Here is a 21,645-nt window from a genome sequence, read left to right as displayed (position 1 = left end):
CTTCAAGAGCGCTCTTTTTGTTTGAAGAAGTATGGTGATGATGAGCTAGCGGCGCATCATTCCAAACGGAAAGCGCATATCGGGATCGAATCGGGGATCCGGCCCGTTCATCATCTTTTGCACGACGCCGTTTCGATCGAAATGCACATGCATCAAGGAGTTCCAGACGTCGTTTTCCTTATAGGGATACGACCAGACTTCGAGATCCGAGAGGGATAGATAAGAGGTGTCGCTCGGCGCGCCAATGGTATGCAGAACATCCTTTTTATTGGCTTGGCCTGGGGTGATGGTTGCGAACTTCTGGAGGGTCAAGACCTGCTCAAAAGATGTCACGCGCCCATCCGGGCCAATCCGTGCCATGTAGGTTTGCTGGCCCCATGGCCCTCTCGCGTATTCGAGCAGACTTCCCTTTTCATCTTTATAACGGTTTGTCGGCTGGCCGAGTTTGGCGATTACCTCTGCTTCACTCTCCCCCGGTTTGACAGTTCCGCTGTGCAATATGGCGCAGCCTTGTAGCAGGGCGAACAAGCCGAGAATGACGAGGCTACGGAAGCGTTTCATGGCAATCCTTTAAAACATGGCTAAGTGTTTGAATCCTCAGGTCATTTCCTATATACTGCGCATCTTGGTCGATTTGACCAAATTTTTTTATCAATTGTTCACGGTGGATGGGGTTGCGACTCCGCTCACCGCATGTGAAAGGTAAGTCATGACTGTCGAAAATATCGATAAGAACGCAATTATTGCGGATAATGCCCGGGGCCAGAATGATACCGGCTCTCCGGAAGTGCAAGTCGCTTTGCTGACTGCACGTATCAACGAACTCAACGGCCATTTCAAAATCCACGCTAAGGATCACCACTCCCGTCGTGGCTTGATTAGGATGGTAAACCGTCGGAAGAAGCTCTTGTCCTACCTGAAAGGTAAAGACGCGACCCGTTACCGTTCCCTGATCGAAAAACTCGGTCTCCGTAAGTAACTCATTGCGATATTTTATTTCGATTTATCGCTGAAATGCCTGCGTCAGTTCACTGATGCAGGCATTTTGCCTTTTAGCGGTTCGTAATTTAATGGTCGTAAAGATGGCGTGCCGCATGCGGCAGGCCATTCGTGGTGAGGTGAACGACAGCCCCTGAAAATCTGTCGGCAAAAAAGAAAGGAAACACCGTGTTCAATAAAGTAACCAAAACCTTCCAGTATGGCCAGCATCAGGTCACCTTGGAAACAGGAGAGATAGCTCGCCAGGCTTCCGGTGCAGTCGTCGTGTCAATCGAAGATACCGTAATTCTAGCTACCGTCGTCGCGCGCAAGGATGCGAAACCAGGCCAGGATTTTTTCCCGCTTACCGTCGATTACGTGGAAAAGAGCTATGCAGCGGGCCGCATTCCCGGGGGCTTCTTCAAACGGGAAGGCCGGCCTTCTGAGAAGGAGACACTTACATCACGCCTTATCGACCGCCCGATCCGTCCACTTTTCCCGGAAGGTTATTTGAACGAAGTTCAGGTAATTATCCATGTGCTGTCGGTCAATCCTGAAATCGATCCGGATATCGCGTCGATGATCGGTGCATCCGCAGCGCTGTGCATCGCAGGTATTCCCTTCAATGGCCCACTAGGTGCTGCGCGAGTCGGCTACGCAAATGGCCAGTACATTCTGAATCCGACAACGACCCAGCTTGCGACTTCCGAAATGGATCTGGTCGTTGCGGGTACGGAGCAGGCGGTTTTGATGGTCGAGTCGGAAGCCAATCAGTTGTCGGAAGAGATCATGCTCGGCGCCGTCGTTTTCGGCCATGAGCAAATGCAGGCGGTTATCAATGCCATCCATGACCTGGTTCGTGACGGCGGCAAACCCGAGGTGGAGTGGAGCCCGGCGCCGAAGAACGAGTCGCTGATAAGTCGAGTAGCACAACACGCCGAAGCCAAACTCCGCGAGGCATATCAGACCAAGGATAAGCAGGCGCGTACAGCGAAGCTCAACGCAGTCAGCTCGGAAGTCAACGCCGCCTTGGCAGAGGAAGCTGCCGCTGCAGGAACGAGCGCGCCGGACGCTGCTGAAGTAGGCAGCATTCTCTTCGATCTGGAAGCGAAAATCGTTCGCTCACAAATCCTCGAAGGCGAACCGCGTATTGACGGACGCGACACCCGTACCGTACGTCCCATCACCATCCGTACGAGTGTGTTGCCCCGGACTCACGGGTCTGCACTCTTCACCCGCGGTGAAACACAGGCATTGGTCGTGGCTACACTGGGCACCGCACGGGATGAACAGAAGATTGATGCTCTGATGGGCGAATATTCCGACCGCTTCATGCTCCACTACAACATGCCGCCGTTCGCTACCGGAGAAACCGGCCGCGTAGGTACGCCAAAACGCCGTGAAATCGGTCATGGCCGTCTGGCAAAGCGGGCTCTCCAGGCGGCACTTCCAGCGCCCGAAGAGTTCAGCTATTCGGTTCGTCTGGTTTCCGAAATCACGGAATCGAATGGTTCTTCATCCATGGCGTCGGTTTGCGGTGGTTGCTTGGCTCTTATGGATGCCGGCGTTCCGATGAAGTCCCATGTGGCGGGCATCGCAATGGGCTTGATCAAGGATGGCAGCAAATTTGCGGTGCTAACCGATATCCTGGGCGATGAAGATCACCTTGGCGACATGGACTTCAAGGTCGCAGGTACCGCGACAGGCATTACCGCGCTGCAGATGGATATCAAAATCCAGGGCATCACCAAGGAAATCATGCAGGTCGCTCTGGCCCAGGCTAAAGAAGGCCGTATGCATATCTTGAGCAAGATGCAGGAAGCTGTTCCGCAAGGAAAAGTGGAACTGTCCAATTTCGCACCGCGCCTCATCACCATCAAGATCAATCCTGAAAAAATTCGCGATGTGATCGGCAAGGGTGGCGCTGTGATTCGCGCGCTGACAGAAGAGACCGGCACGCAGATCGATATCAGCGATGAAGGCGTGGTAACCATTGCGTCGGTCGATGCTGCTGCCGGCCAGGAGGCAAAGCGCCGCATCGAGGAATTGACTGCGTCCGTCGAAGTCGGAAAGACTTACGACGGCACGGTATTGAAGCTTCTTGATTTTGGCGCAATCGTGCAGGTAATGCCAGGCAAAGACGGTTTGCTGCATATCAGCCAGATTGCAAACGAACGCGTCAATGCGGTCGCCGACTACTTGAAAGAAGGCCAGCAGGTACGGGTCAAGGTTCTTGAAACCGATGATCGCGGACGTCTAAAGCTGTCAATGAAAGCTGCAATGGCAGAAGAAAATGGCGAAGGAATGCAGCAGTAAGCAGAACGCCATACTTCCGTATTCGAAGCCGTCCGTAGCGATAAGCCGGACGGCTTTTTTTATGGCGGCCAGCGCCCCAGTCGTCTTTCGTCGACAATATTAAGCTGCATGATTTGCAGGCATCACTGTATTGTCGAGAGCGTTTATGCACTGCAATCCAGGTTGCTTCGGACCTGCGAAAAGTCGGTAACCATTCTTTCCGGATTCTTTGGCGCCGTACATGGCGCTGTCCGCATTTGCCAGCAATGTTTGCACCTCCAGGCCGTGGTCCGGATAAATTGCAATCCCGATGCTCATGTTCACCTCGACCGACCGGCCTTGAATGAGCATGGGTTTCGCCGTCTCGTTTAGAAGTTTGATAGCGACATCGACCGCATAACTGCTATTGGCAAGCTCTTCGATGAGTACATAGAACTCGTCTCCACCCATGCGCGCGATCTTGTCGGTATGGCGCAGACTGTTTCGCAGGCGGCGCGCGGTCTCACGCAATACCTCGTCCCCCGCATCGTGACCCAACGTGTCGTTTACCTCTTTGAATTTATCGAGGTCGATAAAGAACACTGCGAATTTCTTTTGATGTCTCTGTGCATTTCGCAAGGCTACTTCAAGATAGTCGCTGAATAGGAACCGGTTCGGCAGTGTGGTCAGACCGTCATAGTGGGCCAAATAGCGGATCCGATCTTCCGAAGTCCGGCTGTCGATGGCAATGCCAGCAAGGTTTGCGCAGATATCGAGCAGCCTTGTGGTTTGAGAATTCAACTCGGAACCTTCACGGAAATAGAGAGCGAATGTTCCGAGTAACTTTTTATTTTTTCCGAAGATGGGCCATGAGGCGGATGCATTGAAACCATGGCGAAGTATTAAAACCCGATGGTTGTCCCAGGACGGATCAGTCCGAATGTCATTCGCAATAACTGGTTCCGCGCGATACGCAGCTGCGTGGCAGGAGCTGTTATGAGGACCGATTGGTAAATGGTCCAGATCGGTAACAAGTTCGCTTGACAGACTGGGTGCAACACTTGTCGACAGGAGAGACTCTTCGAGGTTAAACAACCGTACCGAACAATTGCCGCTGATCGACGTGGTCTCGGCAAATTTTGCGAGCGACGTTAGGATGTCTTGCAGGGGCGATCCGGTCGCAATCATGTTCAAGATGCGATTCTCGCCCAATTGCAGTTTTTCAGAAAATTTGCGGGAGCTGATGTCGCGTACGGTAATTTGTAAAGCTGGTGCATCTTCGTAAGTCAGCCTGCCGGTAGTAAGCTCTGCGTCGAAGGACGTACCGTCGAGGCGGACCCAAATTTGTTCGACGAACGAGGCGCCGACAGGGCCATTTTTCAATTCGATCGGAGGAGCGTCGAGCCAGGTGGCATGAAAATCCGGATGAATGAAGTCGAGCAGGCTTTTGCCGATCAACTCTTCTGAATCATTTGCTCCGAGCAGTCGGCAGCCTGCCCGATTAAGCAAGGCCAGTTTTCCATCTAGGAAAACCAATGTTGCTTCCAACGCCAATTCCACCATTTCCCGATAACGCATAACTCTGTCCCCAAGAATAGCGTGATTGTCGTTGCATGCTTCGGTAGTCAGATCGAAACGTCGATCATCAATCGTCGATATTTCCGCGAACGCGTCTGAATGCGTATGAAATTGCAAGGGGAGGTGGACTCGTTGCATGTTGTATTGACATAAATTGATTATTTCCGTTTGGAAACTTGGCTGGATGATTAGTTCCAGCAAATTTGTAACTTTGTTGTAACGAATGAATTGCAAATGATTAACGCATTTATTGGCGGTTTGCGGGAAACCATCTCCTGAATTATTGAGATAAATCCGAAGTGATTTGTTGTCTTCCATCAACTTGCTTGCAGAACGAAAGTGCTCGATTCCAAATATTGGCAAGAAGAGCGCTCACGGAGCAGGCGCGGCGGCCTGAAGCTTAGTGGCGTACAATAAGTTTCATTTTTTGCTATGGAGTTTCGGGATGCGAGCCATCGAAATAACCAAACCAGGTGCGCCTGATGTTTTGAAGTCCTGCGTTCGGCCTATGCCGGTCTTAAAGGAAGGCGAGGTTCTGATCAAGGTGCATGCCGCAGGAGTAAATCGGCCAGACGTCATACAGCGCCTGGGACAATATCCTGTGCCGCCTGGCGCATCTGATTTGCCCGGACTTGAGGTGGCTGGCGAGATCATCGACGGCGATGTGGCAGGAAGCGAATTCAAAATCGGTGACATGGTGTGTGCCCTTGTACAGGGTGGAGGCTATGCCGAGTACTGCAGCGCCCCGCTTCGGCAGTGCTTGCCTGTCCCCGCAGGATTAACAGCTGTTGAGGCTGCTTCGCTGCCGGAAACGTTTTTTACAGTATGGAGCAACGTGTTTGATCGTGCACGGTTATCCGGCAGGGATACTCTTTTGGTGCAAGGCGGAACTTCCGGAATCGGGGTGACCGCAATACAGATGGCAAAGGCGATGGGGCACACAGTATTCGCAACTGCCGGGTCCGACGACAAATGCCGCGCTTGCGAAGGCCTTGGTGCCGATCGGGCGATCAACTACCGTACCGAAGATTTTGTGGCGGCCGTCAAAGCGGAAACCGACGGCAAGGGGGTTGATGTTGTGCTGGATATGGTCGGCGGCGAATACATTCCTCGTGAAATCGATTGCCTGGCGGATGATGGACGTCTGTCATTGATCGCCTTGCTTGGCGGTGCTAAAGCCACCATCGATTTAGGACAAGTGCTGCGACGGCGTCTGACCATAACCGGGTCGACATTGCGGCCGCGGTCCATCGCCTTCAAAGCTGACATTGCCGCCAATCTGCGCAAGCACGTATGGCCGCTGATTGAAGCCGGAGCGATCAAGCCCGTAATTTTCAAGGTGTTTCCACTGGAGCAGGCTGCGGAGGCGCATGCCTTGATGGAAGCCAGCACCCATATCGGAAAGATCATGCTTCAGGTTGTCGAAGGTAACGATGAGGCCAGTTGATCGGGCCTGATTTTGCGGGCGGATTGTGCGGCAGTTTGACCGCATAGGATGCTCGCGCTAGAATGCCGGGTTATTGAAATTTTGGGGTCCTATGCGTCGCAAGCTCATTGCCGGAAACTGGAAAATGAATGGCAGCCTTGCTGCCAATGCCGATTTACTGGCGTCAATAAAAGCCGGGCTGCCTGGCTCGGCATGCGACGTTGCCGTTTGTGCTCCGGCAATTTATCTGGCTCAGGCCAAGGCGGAACTTTCCGGAACCGCGATTGCATGGGGTGGGCAGGACGTGTCGGTCCATGAGTCAGGCGCATATACTGGTGAAATATCTGCCGCAATGCTGCGCGATGTCGGATGCCGGTATGCCATTGTCGGCCATTCGGAGCGTCGGTCTTATCACAATGAAAGTGATGAGGTCGTCGCACTCAAAGCGTCGCGTGCCTTGGCATCGGAGCTTACGCCGATTATCTGTGTAGGCGAGTTGCTTGCAGAGCGCGAGGCGGGTAAAACCGATGAAGTCGTTGCTCGGCAAATCAATGCGATACTCAATGTTCTGGACGAAGAAAGTCTGAAGAGTATTGTTGTTGCGTATGAGCCCGTATGGGCGATCGGCACGGGCAAAACAGCGACCCCGCAAATGGCGCAGGATGTGCATGCGCTTCTGCGGCAAAGATTGGCGGCGAAGAGCGCAGTCGCTGCAGAGAAGGTCAGAATTTTATACGGCGGCAGCATGAAGCCGGACAATGCAAAAGAATTGCTTTCGATGCCAGATATTGATGGTGGTTTGATTGGCGGCGCGTCTCTAAAGGCGTCCGATTTTCTGGCAATAATCAACGCCGCTTGATAATTTGCCGGCAAATCTTATATACATATTGGGACTCAAGTAATGAACGCATTGTTCACTTTTATCGTTGTGCTTCAAGTTGTGTCGGCACTGGTTATTATCGGGCTTGTGCTGATCCAGCATGGCAAAGGCGCCGACATGGGGGCGGCTTTTGGTTCCGGTGCTTCGGGCAGTCTATTTGGTGCAACGGGCTCATCCAATTTTCTGTCCAAGTCTACCGGTGTGGCTGCCGCTGTGTTCTTCGCGGCAACGCTGGCTCTCGCTCTCATCGGTAACAAGTATGGTTCATCTGGTGCCGGTGTAATGGACCGGTTGCCTGCAAGTAGTGTCCCGGCAACTTCTCCGGCCGCTCCGGCTACGGGTGCGCCTGCAGCGAATACTCCGGTGCCGTCAAATGCAGCTCCATCGACACCAGCTACGGCTCCTGCGCCAGCAGCGCCTGCCGCTGGCGGCGGTCAAGCAAATCAAATTCCGAAGTAGGTATTTCTACTAGGGGTAATTTCCTTGATTTGATGTAATTGTGCATTGAAAAAAGAGGGTGAAACGAGGTAAAATAGCGGACTTTAGCCGACGTGGTGAAATTGGTAGACACGCTATCTTGAGGGGGTAGTGGCGAAAGCTGTGCGAGTTCGAGTCTCGCCGTCGGCACCAAAAGAATAAAGCCAGCAAGGGGTATACCCGAGCTGGCTTTTTGTCGAGGAAGTCGTTGTTTGATATTGCAGACGTTCGCAAATCACTCAATTAACCCAACTTATCCGCACGCTATGGTAAACCTCGAAAATTATTTCCCTATCTTGCTCTTCATTCTGGTTGGTATCGGGGTTGGTGTCGTGCCCCAGGTGCTGGGTCGTGTGCTTGGCCCGCATAGGCCAGACGTGGCGAAGCTTTCGCCGTATGAGTGCGGCTTCGAGGCATTCGAGGATGCGCGCATGAAATTCGACGTGCGCTACTACCTGGTTGCCATTCTTTTCATTTTGTTCGATCTTGAGACTGCGTTCTTCTTCCCCTGGGGTGTCGCGATGCGAGATCTCGGCTGGCAAGGCCTCGTGACGATGCTGATCTTCATTCTCGAGTTCCTCGTCGGCTTCTGGTACATCTGGAAAAAGGGCGCTCTCGATTGGGAGTAAGTCATGTCTATTGAAGGTGTATTAAACGAAGGGTTCGTAACGACGACGGCAGACAAGCTGATCAACTGGACCCGAACCGGCTCTCTGTGGCCGATGACTTTTGGCCTTGCATGCTGCGCTGTGGAGATGATGCATGCCGGTGCTTCCCGCTATGACCTTGACCGGTTTGGCATCGTATTCCGTCCATCTCCGCGTCAGTCCGATGTGATGATCGTCGCAGGTACCTTGTGCAACAAGATGGCGCCGGCATTGCGCAAGGTGTATGACCAGATGGCCGAGCCCCGTTGGGTTATTTCCATGGGTACTTGTGCCAATGGTGGCGGTTATTACCACTATTCATATTCAGTCGTGCGCGGCTGTGATCGTATCGTGCCGGTCGACGTATATGTGCCGGGGTGCCCGCCTACAGCGGAAGCGCTTCTGTATGGCATTCTGCAATTGCAGAACAAGATCCGTCGTACTAACACCATTGCGCGCTGATCGCGCATCTCATTGAAGCATATGACCACGAAACTAGAAACCCTCGAAGCAGCCTTGCGTAATGCGCTCGGAGACCACATATCAGACCTGACTGTGGCGTTAGGTGAAGTTACCGTGGTCGTTAAGGCTTCGTCCTACTTGTCGGCAATGCGTACTCTGCGGGATCACGCCGACCTGCGTTTCGATGAATTGATCGATCTGTGCGGCGTTGATTACTCCACTTACCGTGACGGCGCGTGGGACGGGCTGCGATTTGCTGTTGTATCCCATCTGCTGTCGACCTCCCATAACTGGCGTGTGCGTGTACGTACGTTTGCGCCGGATGACGATCTGCCGGTCGTCGCGTCCATGACCGAAGTATGGCCCACAGCGAACTGGTACGAACGTGAAGCGTTCGATTTCTTTGGAATCCTCTTCGAGGGGCATAACGACCTTCGCCGTATCCTGACTGACTATGGCTTCATCGGACATCCGTTCCGCAAGGATTTCCCAGTTACAGGCTATGTCGAGATGCGTTATGACCCGCAGCAGAAGCGCGTGATTTATCAACCCGTGACGATCGACCCGCGCGAAATTACGCCACGAGTGATCCGTGAAGAAAATTACGGGATGAAATAATGGCTGAAATCAAGAATTACACACTTAACTTCGGACCTCAGCATCCGGCTGCGCACGGCGTATTGCGTCTCGTGCTGGAACTGGACGGCGAAGTGATACAGCGTGCCGATCCTCACATTGGACTGTTGCATCGTGCGACCGAAAAGCTTGCTGAGCAGAAGACTTACCTGCAGGCATTGCCATACATGGATCGTCTCGACTATGTGTCGATGATGTGCAATGAGCACGGATATGTGCTGGCGATCGAGAAATTGCTCGGGCTTGAGGTGCCACTGCGTGCGCAATACATCCGTGTGATGTTCGACGAGATTACACGGCTGCTGAACCACCTGCTATGGATCGGCGCACACGCACTGGACGTCGGTGCAATGGCGGTTTTCCTGTACGCGTTCCGCGAACGTGAGGATCTGATGGATTGCTACGAGGCGGTGTCGGGCGCTCGTATGCACGCAGCTTACTATCGTCCGGGGGGCGTCTATCGCGATCTGCCAGATTCGATGCCGCAGTACAAGGCATCCGTGGTGCGCAACGAAAAATCGGTGAGGCAGCTCAACGAAAACCGTCAGGGATCGCTGCTCGACTTTATCGAAGACTTCACCAATCGTTTTCCGACCTATGTCGATGAGTACGAGACGCTGTTAACCGACAACCGTATTTGGAAGCAGCGTCTGGTCGGTGTCGGCGTGGTGTCGCCGGAACGCGCCAAGGCGATGGGTTTTACAGGCCCGATGCTTCGCGGGTCAGGCGTCGAATGGGACTTGCGCAAGAAGCAGCCTTATGAGGTATATGACCTGCTTGATTTCGATATTCCTGTCGGCGTGAATGGCGACTGCTATGACCGCTATCTGGTCCGCATCGAAGAAATGCGTCAATCCAACAGGATCATCAAGCAGTGCATCGAGTGGCTGCGCAACAATCCTGGTCCCGTCATCACCGGCAATCACAAAGTTGCGCCGCCGGATCGCGTAAGCATGAAGTCCAACATGGAAGAGTTGATTCACCATTTCAAACTGTTCCAGGAAGGATTTCACGTGCCGCCCGGCGAGGCCTACTCTGCGATTGAACATCCGAAAGGCGAGTTCGGAATCTATATCGTGTCGGATGGCGCAAATAAGCCATACCGCATAAAGATCCGCGCACCTGGCTTTGCGCATCTGCAGGGGCTCGACGAAATGGCGAAAGGCCACATGATCGCGGACGCGGTAACGATTATCGGAACGCAGGACATTGTATTTGGCGAAATCGACCGCTGATGGCGGATCGATATTAAAGGCAACAATCATGCTGTTATCAGAACAAGCGTACAAGTTGATCGATCGCGAACTCGCGAAGTTTCCGGCAGACCAGAAGCAGTCTGCGGTGATGGCCGCGCTCGCAATCGCTCAAGACGAGAAGGGCTGGCTGGCACCTGAAGTGATGGAGGCTGTGGCGAAATATCTCGGCATGGCGCCGATCGCCGTTCAGGAAGTGGCGACCTTCTACAACATGTACAACACCAAGCCGGTCGGCAAGCACAAGATTTCGGTCTGCACCAATCTGCCATGTGCGCTGTCCGGCGGCGAAAAGGCCGCTGAATATCTCAAGCAGAAACTCGGCGTGGATTTTAAGGACACGACACCTGATGGTCGCTTTACCCTGATCGAGGGTGAATGCATGGGGGCTTGCGGCGACGCGCCCGTCATGCTGGTAAATAACAAGCGCATGTGCAGTTTCATGTCAAACGACAAAATTGATGCGCTCGTGGAGGAATTAAAGCGATGACTAGTCTGCATGACCGTCATATCAATCCGCTTATCCTTGCCGGCCTGGATGGTAATAACTGGCATCTGGCCGACTATGTGAAACGTGGCGGATACGAATCATTGAAACGCATCCTGAACGAGAAGATTGCGCCGGAGCAGGTGATCGCGGAATTGAAGGCGTCCTCACTGCGTGGACGTGGCGGCGCCGGCTTTCCTACCGGCCTTAAATGGAGTTTCATGCCTCGGCAATTCCCAGGGCAGAAGTACCTCGTATGTAATACCGATGAAGGCGAGCCAGGCACATTCAAGGACCGCGACATTATCCGCTACAACCCGCATGCACTGATCGAAGGCATGGCTATTGGTGCCTACGCGATGGGCATCACCGTGGGCTACAACTATATCCACGGCGAGGTCTGGGCAGAATATGCGCGTTTCGAGGAAGCACTCGAGGAGGCACGCGCAGCAGGGTTTCTGGGTGACCGGATCATGGGCAGCGACTTCAGCTTCCAGTTGCATGCGTTTCACGGTTACGGTGCATACATTTGTGGCGAAGAGACGGCTCTGCTCGAGTCGATCGAAGGCAAGAAGGGACAACCGCGCTTCAAGCCGCCGTTCCCCGCCAGCTACGGTTTGTACGGCAAACCGACCACGATCAACAACACCGAGACGTTCGCTGCGGTGCCGTTCGTCTTTCGCATGGGTGGCGAAGCGTATGCAGCCCTTGGAAAGCCGAACAACGGCGGTACGAAGATTTTCTCGATGTCGGGTGACGTGGCGAGACCCGGCAATTATGAAGTGCCGTTGGGCACCCCGTTTGCAAAGCTCCTGGAATTGGCAGGCGGCATGCGGGACGGGAAGAAGATCAAGGCGGTCATCCCTGGTGGTTCGTCGATGCCGGTACTCACCGGCGACGTCATGATGGCCACCGACATGGATTACGATTCGATCGCAAAGGCAGGTTCGATGTTGGGATCCGGCGCGGTGATCGTCATGGATGAAACCCGCTGCATGGTGAAGTCGCTGTTGCGCCTGTCGTACTTCTATTTTGAAGAGTCATGCGGGCAATGCACGCCTTGCCGCGAAGGTACTGGTTGGCTATACCGCATGGTGCATCGGATCGAGCACGGGGAAGGGCGCGCGTCCGATCTGGACATGCTGAACTCGATTGCCGACAACATCCAGGGGCGCACTATCTGCGCATTGGGTGATGCGGCCGCAATGCCAGTGCGCGCAATGATCAAGAACTTCCGCGACGAGTTTGAATATCACATCGAACACAAGCACTGCCTGGTGCCGTCGTACGTTTGATGTCTGCTTGGCGTGCCGATGCACGCCGATTTCCGGATTGATGTGGTGCGCAGTGCGCATCCTGAAAACACTTGGGCGAATGCCATGGTTGAAATTGAAATAGACGGAAAAAAAGTTGAGGTGCAAGAAGGCAGCATGGTGATGGATGCGGCCAACAAGCTTGGTACCTACATCCCGCATTTTTGTTATCACAAAAAGTTGTCGATCGCGGCAAACTGCCGCATGTGTCTGGTCGAAGTCGAGAAGGCTCCCAAGCCGTTACCCGCTTGCGCTACGCCGGTTACTGCCGGGATGATTGTGCGCTCGCAGAGCGACAAGGCAATCAAAGCCCAGAAGGGCGTGATGGAGTTTCTGCTGATCAACCATCCGCTCGACTGCCCGATCTGCGATCAGGGTGGCGAATGCCAACTGCAGGATCTGGCTGTGGGCTATGGACCTTCTTCCTCGCGGTATGAGGAAGAGAAGCGTGTCGTGGTGCCAAAAGATGTCGGTCCGCTCATTTCCACACGTGAGATGAGCCGCTGCATCCACTGCACGCGATGTGTTCGCTTTGGGCAGGAAATCGCCGGCGTAATGGAATTCGGCATGCTCAATCGTGGCGAGCACTCGGAAATCACAACGTTCGTTGACAAGGCTGTCAGCTCGGAAATTTCGGGCAACATGATCGATTTGTGTCCAGTTGGTGCGCTGACATCGAAGCCTTTCCGGTACAGCGCACGTTCGTGGGAGCTTTCACGCCGGAAATCGGTCAGCCCGCATGATGGCCTCGGCTCCAATCTGATTGTGCAGGTAAAGGGTGCGAAAGTCATGCGCGTTCTCCCCTTCGAGAACGAGGCGGTGAACGAATGCTGGCTGTCGGACCGTGACCGTTTTTCCTATGAAGGTCTCAACAGCGAAGATCGGCTCACAGTGCCGATGATCAAGCAAGGCGGGCAATGGCAGGAAACGGACTGGCAGACCGCGCTTGAGTACGTCGCGCATGGCCTGAAGAACATCAAGCACGAGCATGGCGCTGATGCGATTGCCGCACTGGCGACGCCTTACTCAACGCTGGAGGAACTCGCCTTGCTGCAAAAGCTGGTCCGGGATCTGGGGTCGGACAATATCGACTTCCGCCTTCGCCAATCGGATTTCTCGCTGGACGGGAAAATCACGCCATGGCTCGGCATGCCGATCCAGGAAATCGACCAGCTGAAGCGTGTACTCATCGTTGGTTCGTTCCTGCGCAAGGATCATCCATTGCTGGCTGCACGTCTTCGTCATGCGACAAAGCGCGGCGCGAGAATCAGCCTTCTGCATGCTGTCGATCAGGATCTGCTGATGCCGGTAGCCAGCAAAATGATTGCAGCACCGTCGGCATGGCTGTCGGCGCTCGGTGAAATCATCGTGGCTATCGCACAAACCAAAGGCATCGCAGCGCCTGCGGGTTTCGAAAACGTGTCACCTTCGCAGGCTGCAAAGGAGACCGCAGCAAACCTGCTGTCCGGCGAGCCGAAGGCGGTTTTCCTTGGCAACGCGGTCGCACAGCATCCGCAGGCGTCGAAACTGCATGCCGCGGCCCAATGGATTGCCCAGCAAACCGATGCAAGATTCGGCTATCTGACGGAAGGCGCAAACACCGTCGGCGGATACATTGCCAATGCCATGCCGCGACAGGGAGCGAATGCGCAATCCATGTTCGCCCAGCCTCGCAAGGCATATGTATTGCTGCATGCGGAGCCAGAGTTTGATACGGCTAATCCGCAACTGGCGCGGAAAGCGCTCGACCAGGCGGAGATGGTTGTGGCACTGTCGCCCTTCAAGCACGGCCTGGATTATGCGGATGTCCTGCTGCCCATCTCTCCATTTTCGGAAACGTCGGGCACATTTGTCAGCAGCGAAGGGCGTGTGCAAAGCTTCAACGGTACCGTCCGGCCACTTGGCGAAACACGGCCGGCCTGGAAAGTGATGCGTGTCCTCGGAAACCTGCTCGGATTGCAGGGATTTGAATTCGATACCTCGGAAGCAGTACGCAATGAGATTTTCGGCGTCAATTCCGTTGCAGATATCAACCTGGCACAGCATCTGAACAATCTTGCCGACATAGCGCCGCAGCGGGGAGCCACAGCTTCCGGAAACATCGAAATCGAGCGAATCGCCGATGTTCCGACCTATTTTTCGGACGCAATCGTAAGGCGCGCGCATGCACTGCAGCAAACCGCCGAAGCAGAGGCGCCTAAGGCATGGGTGTCCGCCGCGCTTGCGCAGCACTTCGGAATCGTATCAGGCGACCAGGTCCGTGTTCGGCAGGGTGAGGGTAGTGCGGTCCTGGCGGCCGCGATCGATAGCAGCTTGCCGGATGGCGTAGTGCGTGTGTCGGCTGCGCATCCGTCGACGGCCGGACTCGGACCTATGTTTGGACCGCTGAGCGTGGAGAAGGCATGATGGATCAAATGTTCACAACCATCCATAGCACGGGGCAAGGCTGGTTTGGCTTCTTCTGGCCGCTGATCTGGAACACTGTGAAGATTGTTGCGATTGTGCTCCCGCTGATGGGCTGCGTTGCCTATCTGACTTTGTGGGAACGCAAAATGATCGGCTGGATGCATTCGCGTATGGGCCCCAATCGCGTTGGTCCAGGCGGCTTGCTGCAACCCATCGCCGACGCATTGAAGCTCCTGCTGAAAGAAATCATCGTGCCGGCGCGGGCCAATACCGCGCTGTTCGTTATCGCACCGATCATGACGATCATGCCCGCGCTCGCTGCGTGGGCGGTGGTGCCGTTCGGCCCGGACCGGGCGCTGGCAAATGTGAATGCGGGACTGTTGTTCATCATGGCAATCACGTCGATGGAGGTCTATGGCGTCATCATTGCCGGCTGGGCATCCAACTCGAAGTATGCGTTTCTGGGTGCGATGCGGGCATCGGCGCAAATGGTTTCGTATGAAATCGCCATGGGTTTTGCGCTGGTCATCGTGCTGATGGTGTCAGGTACGCTGAATCTGACTGAAATCGTGATGGTCCAGAACAAGGGATACTTTGCCGACATCGGTCTGACTTTCCTCTCGTGGAACTGGTTGCCGCTGTTTCCGATTTTCGTGATCTACGTCATTTCAGGCATCGCCGAAACCAACCGGCATCCGTTCGACGTGGTGGAAGGGGAATCGGAAATCGTGGCGGGTCACATGGTGGAATATTCGGGCATGTCGTTCGCTATGTTCTTCCTGGCCGAATACGCGAACATGATCCTGATTTCGGCACTCGCATCGCTGCTGTTCCTCGGCGGCTGGGCTGCGCCTATCGCGTTGCTGGACTGGGTGCCAGGCTGGATCTGGCTCGGTATCAAGACGTTCTTTGTCGTATCGCTGTTCATCTGGGCGCGCGCATCGTTTCCGCGCTACCGGTATGACCAGATCATGCGCCTCGGTTGGAAAGTTTTCATACCGTTGACCCTTGCATACTTGGTCATCGTCGCATTCTGGATTCATTCGCCCTGGAATATTTGGGACTAAGACATTTTGTATATCCGCTGGAGGGGCGGCGCAAACAATCGCCGCTTTCCCAGCAAATGAAAGAACTAGAGGCACGCAAATGCAAGCCATAAAAGATTTTTTCGGCAGCCTGATGCTGCGCGAATTGGTCAGGGGTCTCGCCCTGACCGGCCGTTATATGTTTGCACGCAAGATTACCGTGCAGTTCCCTGAAGAGAAGACGCCGATGTCTCCCCGTTTCCGCGGATTGCATGCGCTCCGTCGTTATCCGAACGGGGAAGAGCGTTGCATCGCCTGCAAATTGTGCGAGGCAGTTTGCCCGGCGATGGCGATCACGATCGAATCGGAGCAGCGGGATGATGGTACCCGTCGTACTACGCGTTACGATATCGACTTGACCAAATGCATCTTCTGCGGTTTTTGCGAAGAGTCCTGCCCGGTCGACTCGATCGTCGAAACAAATACGCTGGAATATCACGGCGAAAAACGCGGTGATCTTTATTACACCAAGGAAATGCTGCTGGCGGTAGGCGACCGCTACGAGAAGGAAATTGCCGCTTCACGGGCAGCAGATGCCGCATATCGTTAATCCGGCACTGATATAGCCATTTCTATTAGTCGACCATGGAATTTCAAACTGCCCTGTTTTACGCGTTTTCGGCAATCCTGCTGTTCGCCGCAACGCGTGTGATCACCGATCGCAATCCGGTACATGCCGCATTGTTTCTCGTGCTGTCGTTTTTCTCCGCCGCGGCAATCTGGTTGCTGCTGCGGGCCGAGTTCCTGGCAATCGTGCTCGTACTGGTTTACGTCGGCGCGGTGATGGTTTTGTTCCTGTTCGTAGTGATGATGGTCGATATCAACATCGGCAAAATGCGCGAAGGATTCTGGGGATACTTCCCGCTTGCAGCGACCATCGGTGTAGTGATCGTCCTTGAGATGGCTGCCGTGCTGCTGCATGGCTTCCGTATGGATGCTGAAGCGCCGGCCCACTCGGCTAACATCGGCAACACCAAGGAGCTTGGCAAGCTGATTTATACCGAGTACGTGTATGCCTTCGAAATCGCCGCGGTGGTTCTGCTGGTCGCAATCGTCGCGGCCGTGGCGCTGACGCTGCGCCGGCGTAAGGACAGCAAGTATTTCGATCCGGCAGCCGCTGTAAAAGTAAAACGTGGCGACCGTATCCGCATGGTTAACATGAAATCGGAATCGGAACGCGCGAATGGCGGCACGCCTGCCGCTGTGCCGGCTGCAGATAAATAATAAGGGAGCGCCTCGTGGCATTAACGCTTGCACATTACCTGATTCTCGGCGCGATACTGTTCGCGATCTCGATAGTCGGTATTTTCTTGAACCGTAAGAACGTCATCGTTCTGCTGATGGCCATCGAACTGATGCTATTGGCTGTCAACATGAACTTCATCGCCTTTTCCTACTATCTGGGCGATGCAGCTGGACAGATTTTCGTTTTCTTCATTCTCACAGTGGCCGCTGCGGAATCCGCAATCGGCCTGGCGATTCTCGTTGCAATGTTCCGCAACCTGGACACCATCAATGTGGAAGACCTGGACAGCCTAAAAGGCTAATTACAAAAAACAAACGCAAGGTTCATTATGGCGGGGCAACTTAACCCTAATCTGCTTTTGGCTGTGCCGTTGGCACCTCTTGTCGGTTCTGCGATTGCCGGGCTTTTCGGCACAAAATTTCTGGGCAATAAAATCGGGCGTACAGCGTCGCACAGTGTGACGATCTTGGGCGTCCTGATCGCTCTGATCATTTCCATCCACACACTGCTGGCAGTGCTGGATGGCGCAAGCTACAGTGGAACCATCTACGAGTGGATGAGAGTGGGGGACATCACGCTGGAAATCGGGTTTCTGGTCGACAGCCTGACGGCAATGATGATGTGCGTCGTGACCTTCGTTTCGCTGATGGTGCATATCTATACCATCGGTTATATGAAGGACGACGAAGGCTACAACCGGTTCTTTTCCTATATCTCGCTGTTCACCTTCTCGATGCTGATGCTCGTCATGAGCAACAACTTCCTGCAGTTGTTCTTCGGCTGGGAAGCAGTGGGCCTCGTTTCCTATCTTCTGATCGGTTTCTGGTACACCAAGCCCACCGCGATCTTCGCAAACATGAAAGCGTTTCTGGTCAATCGAGTCGGCGACTTTGGCTTCATTCTGGGCATCGGACTCCTGCTCGCATATGCCGGTTCGATGAATTACCAGGAAGTATTTGCGCGCAGCAGCGAACTCGCTGCATGGACACTGCCCGGGACCGACTGGATGCTGCTCACCGTGGCGTGCATTTGCCTGTTCATCGGTGCGATGGGTAAATCCGCGCAATTTCCGTTGCACGTCTGGCTTCCTGATTCGATGGAAGGCCCGACACCAATCTCCGCGCTGATTCACGCGGCGACGATGGTCACGGCGGGCATCTTCATGGTGGCGCGGATGTCGCCCCTATTCGAGCTGTCCGAAACCGCATTATCCTTTGTGCTCATCATCGGTTCGATCACCGCGCTCTTCATGGGATTCCTCGGGATCATCCAGAACGACATCAAGCGGGTGGTGGCGTATTCGACGCTGTCCCAGCTGGGCTACATGACGGTGGCTCTCGGTGCGTCCGCCTATTCGGTCGCAGTCTTCCATCTGATGACGCACGCGTTCTTCAAGGCATTGCTGTTCCTTGGCGCCGGCGCTGTCATCATTGGTATGCACCACGATCAGGACATCCGCAATATGGGTGGCCTGCGCAAATACATGCCAATTACCTGGATTACGTCGCTGCTCGGTTCGCTCGCACTGATCGGAACGCCATTCTTCTCCGGCTTCTACTCCAAGGACAGCATCATCGAGGCAGTCCATGAGACCCATATTGCTGGTGCGGGCTTTGCGAACTTCGCCGTACTTGCAGGGGTGTTCGTTACGGCCTTCTATTCATTCCGCATGTATTTTCTGGTTTTCCATGGCGAAGAGCGCTTCGGCAAACCGCATCACGGGCACCAGGACCATGCACATGACGAGCATGCGGACGAACATCATCATGGACTCGCCCCGGGCGAAAAGCCGCACGAAGCTCCATTGGTTGTCACATTGCCATTGATGTTGCTGGCGATCCCGTCGGTTCTGATCGGCTTCTTCACCATCGGTCCGATGCTGCACGGTGACTTCTTCAACAATGTAATTTTCGTCAGCGATGCGCATCCGGCCATGAAGAACCTGTCGGAAGCCTATCACGGCGCGGTTGCGATGGGCCTGCACGGCTTTATCACCTGGCCTTTTGCACTGGCCTCCACCGGGGTGCTGGCTGCCTATTACTGTTACATGGTCAACCCCCGGGTGCCGGCGTGGTTCTACGCAAAATTCCACGCAATTCATACTTTGCTGGATCAAAAGTACTACATGGACAAGATCAATGATGTCGTGTTCGCCGGCGGCGCCAGATTGCTGGGAGGCGGTCTGTGGAAAATCGGCGACCGGACGTTGATCGACGGCCTGCTGGTCAATGGCAGCGCGAAGCTGGTCGGATGGTTCTCGGGAGTGATCCGCCATTTCCAGTCCGGTTACATCTATCACTATGCATTTGTGATGATTCTCGGTGTCTTGGGTTTCCTGGTCTATTTCATGCCGTTTCCGTCGTTTGCCAAATAAGTTGGCCAAGTAAAACAATATATAACCATGATGCAGTCAACTTTCCCTTACCTTAGTCTCGCGATCTGGCTACCGATCGCGTTCGGAGCGTTTGTTCTGGCTTTCGGCCGTGACAACAACCCCGGTCTGGTGCGTTCCGTGTCTCTGCTCGGATCGATCGTCAGTTTCCTGGTCACGCTGCCTTTGATTACACAGTTCGACAAGGCTGCGCATGGAATGCAGTTCGTCGAAAAGGCGGCATGGATCGATCGCTTCAACATCAACTATTACCTCGGCGTTGACGGCATCTCGGTATGGTTTGTGCTGCTGACCGCGTTCATCACCATCATCGTGGTTATCGCCGGCTGGGAAGTCATCGAGAAACGGGTATCCCAGTACATGGGAGCGTTCCTCATCCTTTCCGGTTTGATGGTTGGGGTTTTCTCGGCGTTGGATGGCTTGCTGTTTTATGTATTCTTCGAAGCCACACTGGTCCCGATGTTCATCATCATCGGCATCTGGGGTGGGGCGAACCGGGTCTACGCGGCAATCAAGTTCTTCCTCTACACCTTCTTTGGATCGCTGCTGACATTGGTTGCGATTCTGTACCTGTATTTCGCATCAGGCGGCAGCTTCGAAATCCTGGTATGGCATCAATTGCCGTTACCGCTGAATGCGCAAATCCTGATCTTTCTCGCCTTCTTCATGGCGTTCGCCGTGAAGGTACCGATGTGGCCCGTGCATACCTGGCTTCCCGATGCCCACGTCGAAGCGCCGACCGGCGGTTCGGTGGTCCTGGCAGCCATCATGTTGAAACTCGGCGCCTACGGCTTCCTGCGATTCTCGTTGCCGATCACGCCCGACGCGAGTCATTCGCTGTCCGGCTTTATCATTACCTTGTCGTTGATCGCCGTCATCTACATCGGCCTGGTCGCGCTGGTACAAGCGGACATGAAGAAGCTGGTTGCGTATTCGTCGATTGCGCACATGGGTTTCGTCACGCTCGGCTTCTTTGTCTTCAACGATATGGCAGTGCAGGGCGGCATCGTGCAGATGATCTCCCACGGGTTCGTTTCCGGCGCCATGTTCCTTTGCATCGGCGTGCTGTATGACCGCATGCATTCCCGGCAGATCGCCGACTACGGCGGTGTAGTGAACACCATGCCTAAATTTGCAGCGTTCTTCGTTCTTTTTTCGCTCGCAAACTGCGGTCTTCCGGCGACGTCGGGATTTGTCGGCGAGTTCATGGTCATCCTGGGGGCGGTCAAGTTCAACTTCTGGATCGGCTTGCTGGCCGCAACTGCCCTGATCTTCGGTGCGGCCTATTCACTGTGGCTTGTCAAGCGGGTCGTGTTCGGAAATGTCGGTAATTCGCAAGTCGCCGCGTTGACGGATCTGAACGCACGTGAATTCATGATGCTCAGTGTATTGGCCATTGCAGTGATCGCGATGGGCGTGTACCCGGCACCGTTCACCGACGTGATGCAGACTTCCGTTTCAGATCTGCTCAAGCATGTCGCTGTTTCGAAATTGAATTGAGGACTGGACCACGCGGCCCTAGACCGTATTGTCGAGAGCAAACTGGCAACTCCAAATGAATAACACCAATCTGATACCGCTCTATCCCGAGATCTTCCTGCTGATCGCGACATCCGCGATCCTTCTGATCGATATGTTTCTGTCGGATGCGAAGAGAAATATTACCTACGTGCTGTCGCTTGCGACGCTCGCGGTATGTACCGCACTGAGCCTTGCGGACTTCAACAGCGGGACCACGACCTATACCTTCTACAACATGTTCGTCTCGGATCCGATGTCGAGCCTGTTAAAGGTGTTTTCCTATGTGGCCGTTGCGCTGACGCTGATCTATTCAAGGCAGTATGGTACGGATCGCGGCATGCTCGGGGGCACGCTCGGCGGCGAGTTCTATGTACTGGCATTGTTCTCCCTGCTTGGCCAGATGATCATGATTTCCGGAAACAACTTCCTGATCATCTATCTCGGTCTTGAGTTGATGTCCTTGTCCACCTATGCACTGGTCGCATTGCGCCGCAATAACCCGGTATCGACCGAAGCGGCAATGAAGTATTTCATTCTTGGTGCGCTGTCGTCAGGGTTCCTCCTCTACGGAATTTCAATGCTGT

General features: G+C 54.3%; 21 protein-coding genes and 1 tRNA gene. 20 read left to right on the top strand and 2 right to left on the bottom strand.

Going from position 1 to position 21,645, the window contains the following annotated elements; translation table 11 throughout:
* Positions 1-45: 45 nt before the first annotated feature.
* Positions 46-561: a hypothetical protein gene (locus VGU61_RS19210; RefSeq protein WP_326860880.1), complete on the bottom strand. Its 516-nt coding sequence runs from the start codon at positions 559-561 to the stop codon at positions 46-48.
* A gap of 148 nt (positions 562-709) precedes the next feature.
* On the opposite strand from VGU61_RS19210, the gene rpsO reads away from it, so the two are divergent.
* Both rpsO and pnp read left to right on the top strand, forming a co-directional pair.
* A complete protein-coding gene (rpsO, locus tag VGU61_RS19205; protein WP_326860879.1) occupies positions 710-979 on the top strand; it encodes a 30S ribosomal protein S15 in 270 nt (89 codons plus the stop codon).
* A 188-nt stretch (positions 980-1,167) separates the two neighbouring features.
* Positions 1,168-3,294, top strand: coding sequence for a polyribonucleotide nucleotidyltransferase (gene pnp / locus VGU61_RS19200; RefSeq protein WP_326860878.1), 2,127 nt, complete (start codon positions 1,168-1,170; stop codon positions 3,292-3,294).
* 99 nt (positions 3,295-3,393) lie between these two features.
* On the opposite strand, the gene VGU61_RS19195 is transcribed toward pnp, so the two are convergent.
* Entirely contained in the window at positions 3,394-5,148 is a 1,755-nt protein-coding gene (locus VGU61_RS19195; RefSeq protein WP_326860876.1) for a sensor domain-containing diguanylate cyclase, read from the bottom strand.
* 127 nt (positions 5,149-5,275) lie between these two features.
* Here VGU61_RS19195 and VGU61_RS19190 point away from each other — a divergent pair, with 127 nt between their 5' ends.
* The 18 genes from VGU61_RS19190 to VGU61_RS19105 all read left to right on the top strand — a co-directional run.
* Positions 5,276-6,277 carry an NAD(P)H-quinone oxidoreductase gene (locus VGU61_RS19190; RefSeq protein ID WP_326860875.1) on the top strand — a complete coding sequence of 334 codons (1,002 nt, stop codon included), beginning with the start codon at positions 5,276-5,278 and terminating at the stop codon, positions 6,275-6,277.
* Between the two features lie 91 nt (positions 6,278-6,368).
* Positions 6,369-7,115, top strand: a complete 747-nt coding sequence (tpiA, locus tag VGU61_RS19185) for a triose-phosphate isomerase (RefSeq protein WP_326860874.1) — start codon at positions 6,369-6,371, stop codon at positions 7,113-7,115.
* Positions 7,116-7,157: 42 nt separating this feature from the next.
* Complete coding sequence (secG, locus tag VGU61_RS19180) at positions 7,158-7,595, top strand: preprotein translocase subunit SecG (protein ID WP_326860873.1); 438 nt, start codon at positions 7,158-7,160, stop codon at positions 7,593-7,595.
* 86 nt (positions 7,596-7,681) lie between these two features.
* Positions 7,682-7,766: transfer RNA gene (locus VGU61_RS19175), tRNA-Leu, on the top strand.
* A gap of 113 nt (positions 7,767-7,879) precedes the next feature.
* Positions 7,880-8,242 (top strand): NADH-quinone oxidoreductase subunit A, encoded by a 363-nt coding sequence (locus VGU61_RS19170; RefSeq protein ID WP_326860872.1) that lies wholly within the window; start codon positions 7,880-7,882, stop codon positions 8,240-8,242.
* A 3-nt stretch (positions 8,243-8,245) separates the two neighbouring features.
* On the top strand, positions 8,246-8,722 hold the full coding sequence (locus tag VGU61_RS19165; protein WP_326860871.1) for an NADH-quinone oxidoreductase subunit B family protein: 477 nt from the start codon (positions 8,246-8,248) through the stop codon (positions 8,720-8,722).
* A 21-nt stretch (positions 8,723-8,743) separates the two neighbouring features.
* A complete protein-coding gene (locus VGU61_RS19160) occupies positions 8,744-9,340 on the top strand; it encodes an NADH-quinone oxidoreductase subunit C (RefSeq protein WP_326860870.1) in 597 nt (198 codons plus the stop codon).
* Positions 9,340-10,593: an NADH-quinone oxidoreductase subunit D gene (locus VGU61_RS19155; protein WP_326860869.1), complete on the top strand. Its 1,254-nt coding sequence runs from the start codon at positions 9,340-9,342 to the stop codon at positions 10,591-10,593. The genes VGU61_RS19160 and VGU61_RS19155 overlap by 1 nt, the downstream gene beginning before the upstream one ends.
* A gap of 28 nt (positions 10,594-10,621) precedes the next feature.
* Complete coding sequence (gene nuoE, locus VGU61_RS19150) at positions 10,622-11,101, top strand: NADH-quinone oxidoreductase subunit NuoE (RefSeq protein WP_326860868.1); 480 nt, start codon at positions 10,622-10,624, stop codon at positions 11,099-11,101.
* Positions 11,098-12,393, top strand: coding sequence for an NADH-quinone oxidoreductase subunit NuoF (nuoF, locus tag VGU61_RS19145; RefSeq protein WP_326860867.1), 1,296 nt, complete (start codon positions 11,098-11,100; stop codon positions 12,391-12,393). Before nuoE ends, nuoF begins: the two co-directional genes overlap by 4 nt.
* An 84-nt stretch (positions 12,394-12,477) precedes the next feature.
* Positions 12,478-14,817, top strand: coding sequence for an NADH-quinone oxidoreductase subunit NuoG (nuoG, locus tag VGU61_RS19140; protein ID WP_326860899.1), 2,340 nt, complete (start codon positions 12,478-12,480; stop codon positions 14,815-14,817).
* Entirely contained in the window at positions 14,817-15,884 is a 1,068-nt protein-coding gene (nuoH, locus tag VGU61_RS19135) for an NADH-quinone oxidoreductase subunit NuoH (RefSeq protein ID WP_326860898.1), read from the top strand. The genes nuoG and nuoH overlap by 1 nt, the downstream gene beginning before the upstream one ends.
* 79 nt (positions 15,885-15,963) lie before the next feature.
* Complete coding sequence (gene nuoI, locus VGU61_RS19130) at positions 15,964-16,452, top strand: NADH-quinone oxidoreductase subunit NuoI (protein ID WP_326860866.1); 489 nt, start codon at positions 15,964-15,966, stop codon at positions 16,450-16,452.
* A 35-nt stretch (positions 16,453-16,487) separates the two neighbouring features.
* On the top strand, positions 16,488-17,126 hold the full coding sequence (locus tag VGU61_RS19125) for an NADH-quinone oxidoreductase subunit J (protein WP_326860865.1): 639 nt from the start codon (positions 16,488-16,490) through the stop codon (positions 17,124-17,126).
* Positions 17,127-17,140: 14 nt separating this feature from the next.
* A complete protein-coding gene (gene nuoK / locus VGU61_RS19120; RefSeq protein ID WP_326860864.1) occupies positions 17,141-17,449 on the top strand; it encodes an NADH-quinone oxidoreductase subunit NuoK in 309 nt (102 codons plus the stop codon).
* Between the two features lie 27 nt (positions 17,450-17,476).
* The gene (nuoL, locus tag VGU61_RS19115; RefSeq protein ID WP_326860863.1) at positions 17,477-19,522 is read left to right on the top strand and encodes an NADH-quinone oxidoreductase subunit L; all 2,046 of its coding nucleotides are present in this window, start codon (positions 17,477-17,479) and stop codon (positions 19,520-19,522) included.
* Positions 19,523-19,549: 27 nt separating this feature from the next.
* Positions 19,550-21,040 carry an NADH-quinone oxidoreductase subunit M gene (locus tag VGU61_RS19110; RefSeq protein ID WP_326860862.1) on the top strand — a complete coding sequence of 497 codons (1,491 nt, stop codon included), beginning with the start codon at positions 19,550-19,552 and terminating at the stop codon, positions 21,038-21,040.
* A 55-nt stretch (positions 21,041-21,095) separates the two neighbouring features.
* Positions 21,096-21,645 (top strand): NADH-quinone oxidoreductase subunit N (locus VGU61_RS19105; RefSeq protein WP_326860861.1); only part of this gene is annotated, 550 nt, incomplete at its 3' end.

Source organism: Noviherbaspirillum sp., from assembly GCF_035944575.1.
Taxonomy (GTDB): domain Bacteria; phylum Pseudomonadota; class Gammaproteobacteria; order Burkholderiales; family Burkholderiaceae_D; genus Noviherbaspirillum.
The sequence above is the reverse complement of the archived record's forward strand: the minus strand, read 5'-3'. Positions and strand labels throughout refer to the sequence as shown.

Coding starts and splice junctions, on each gene's coding strand:
- VGU61_RS19210 (WP_326860880.1), bottom strand. CDS start 561: ATGAAACGCTTCCGTAGCCTCGTCATTCTCGGCTTGTTCGCCCTGCTA.
- rpsO (WP_326860879.1), top strand. CDS start 710: ATGACTGTCGAAAATATCGATAAGAACGCAATTATTGCGGATAATGCC.
- VGU61_RS19195 (WP_326860876.1), bottom strand. CDS start 5,148: ATGGAAGACAACAAATCACTTCGGATTTATCTCAATAATTCAGGAGAT.
- VGU61_RS19190 (WP_326860875.1), top strand. CDS start 5,276: ATGCGAGCCATCGAAATAACCAAACCAGGTGCGCCTGATGTTTTGAAG.
- tpiA (WP_326860874.1), top strand. CDS start 6,369: ATGCGTCGCAAGCTCATTGCCGGAAACTGGAAAATGAATGGCAGCCTT.
- secG (WP_326860873.1), top strand. CDS start 7,158: ATGAACGCATTGTTCACTTTTATCGTTGTGCTTCAAGTTGTGTCGGCA.
- VGU61_RS19170 (WP_326860872.1), top strand. CDS start 7,880: ATGGTAAACCTCGAAAATTATTTCCCTATCTTGCTCTTCATTCTGGTT.
- VGU61_RS19165 (WP_326860871.1), top strand. CDS start 8,246: ATGTCTATTGAAGGTGTATTAAACGAAGGGTTCGTAACGACGACGGCA.
- VGU61_RS19160 (WP_326860870.1), top strand. CDS start 8,744: ATGACCACGAAACTAGAAACCCTCGAAGCAGCCTTGCGTAATGCGCTC.
- VGU61_RS19155 (WP_326860869.1), top strand. CDS start 9,340: ATGGCTGAAATCAAGAATTACACACTTAACTTCGGACCTCAGCATCCG.
- nuoE (WP_326860868.1), top strand. CDS start 10,622: ATGCTGTTATCAGAACAAGCGTACAAGTTGATCGATCGCGAACTCGCG.
- nuoF (WP_326860867.1), top strand. CDS start 11,098: ATGACTAGTCTGCATGACCGTCATATCAATCCGCTTATCCTTGCCGGC.
- nuoG (WP_326860899.1), top strand. CDS start 12,478: ATGGTTGAAATTGAAATAGACGGAAAAAAAGTTGAGGTGCAAGAAGGC.
- nuoH (WP_326860898.1), top strand. CDS start 14,817: ATGGATCAAATGTTCACAACCATCCATAGCACGGGGCAAGGCTGGTTT.
- nuoI (WP_326860866.1), top strand. CDS start 15,964: ATGCAAGCCATAAAAGATTTTTTCGGCAGCCTGATGCTGCGCGAATTG.
- VGU61_RS19125 (WP_326860865.1), top strand. CDS start 16,488: ATGGAATTTCAAACTGCCCTGTTTTACGCGTTTTCGGCAATCCTGCTG.
- nuoL (WP_326860863.1), top strand. CDS start 17,477: ATGGCGGGGCAACTTAACCCTAATCTGCTTTTGGCTGTGCCGTTGGCA.
- VGU61_RS19110 (WP_326860862.1), top strand. CDS start 19,550: ATGATGCAGTCAACTTTCCCTTACCTTAGTCTCGCGATCTGGCTACCG.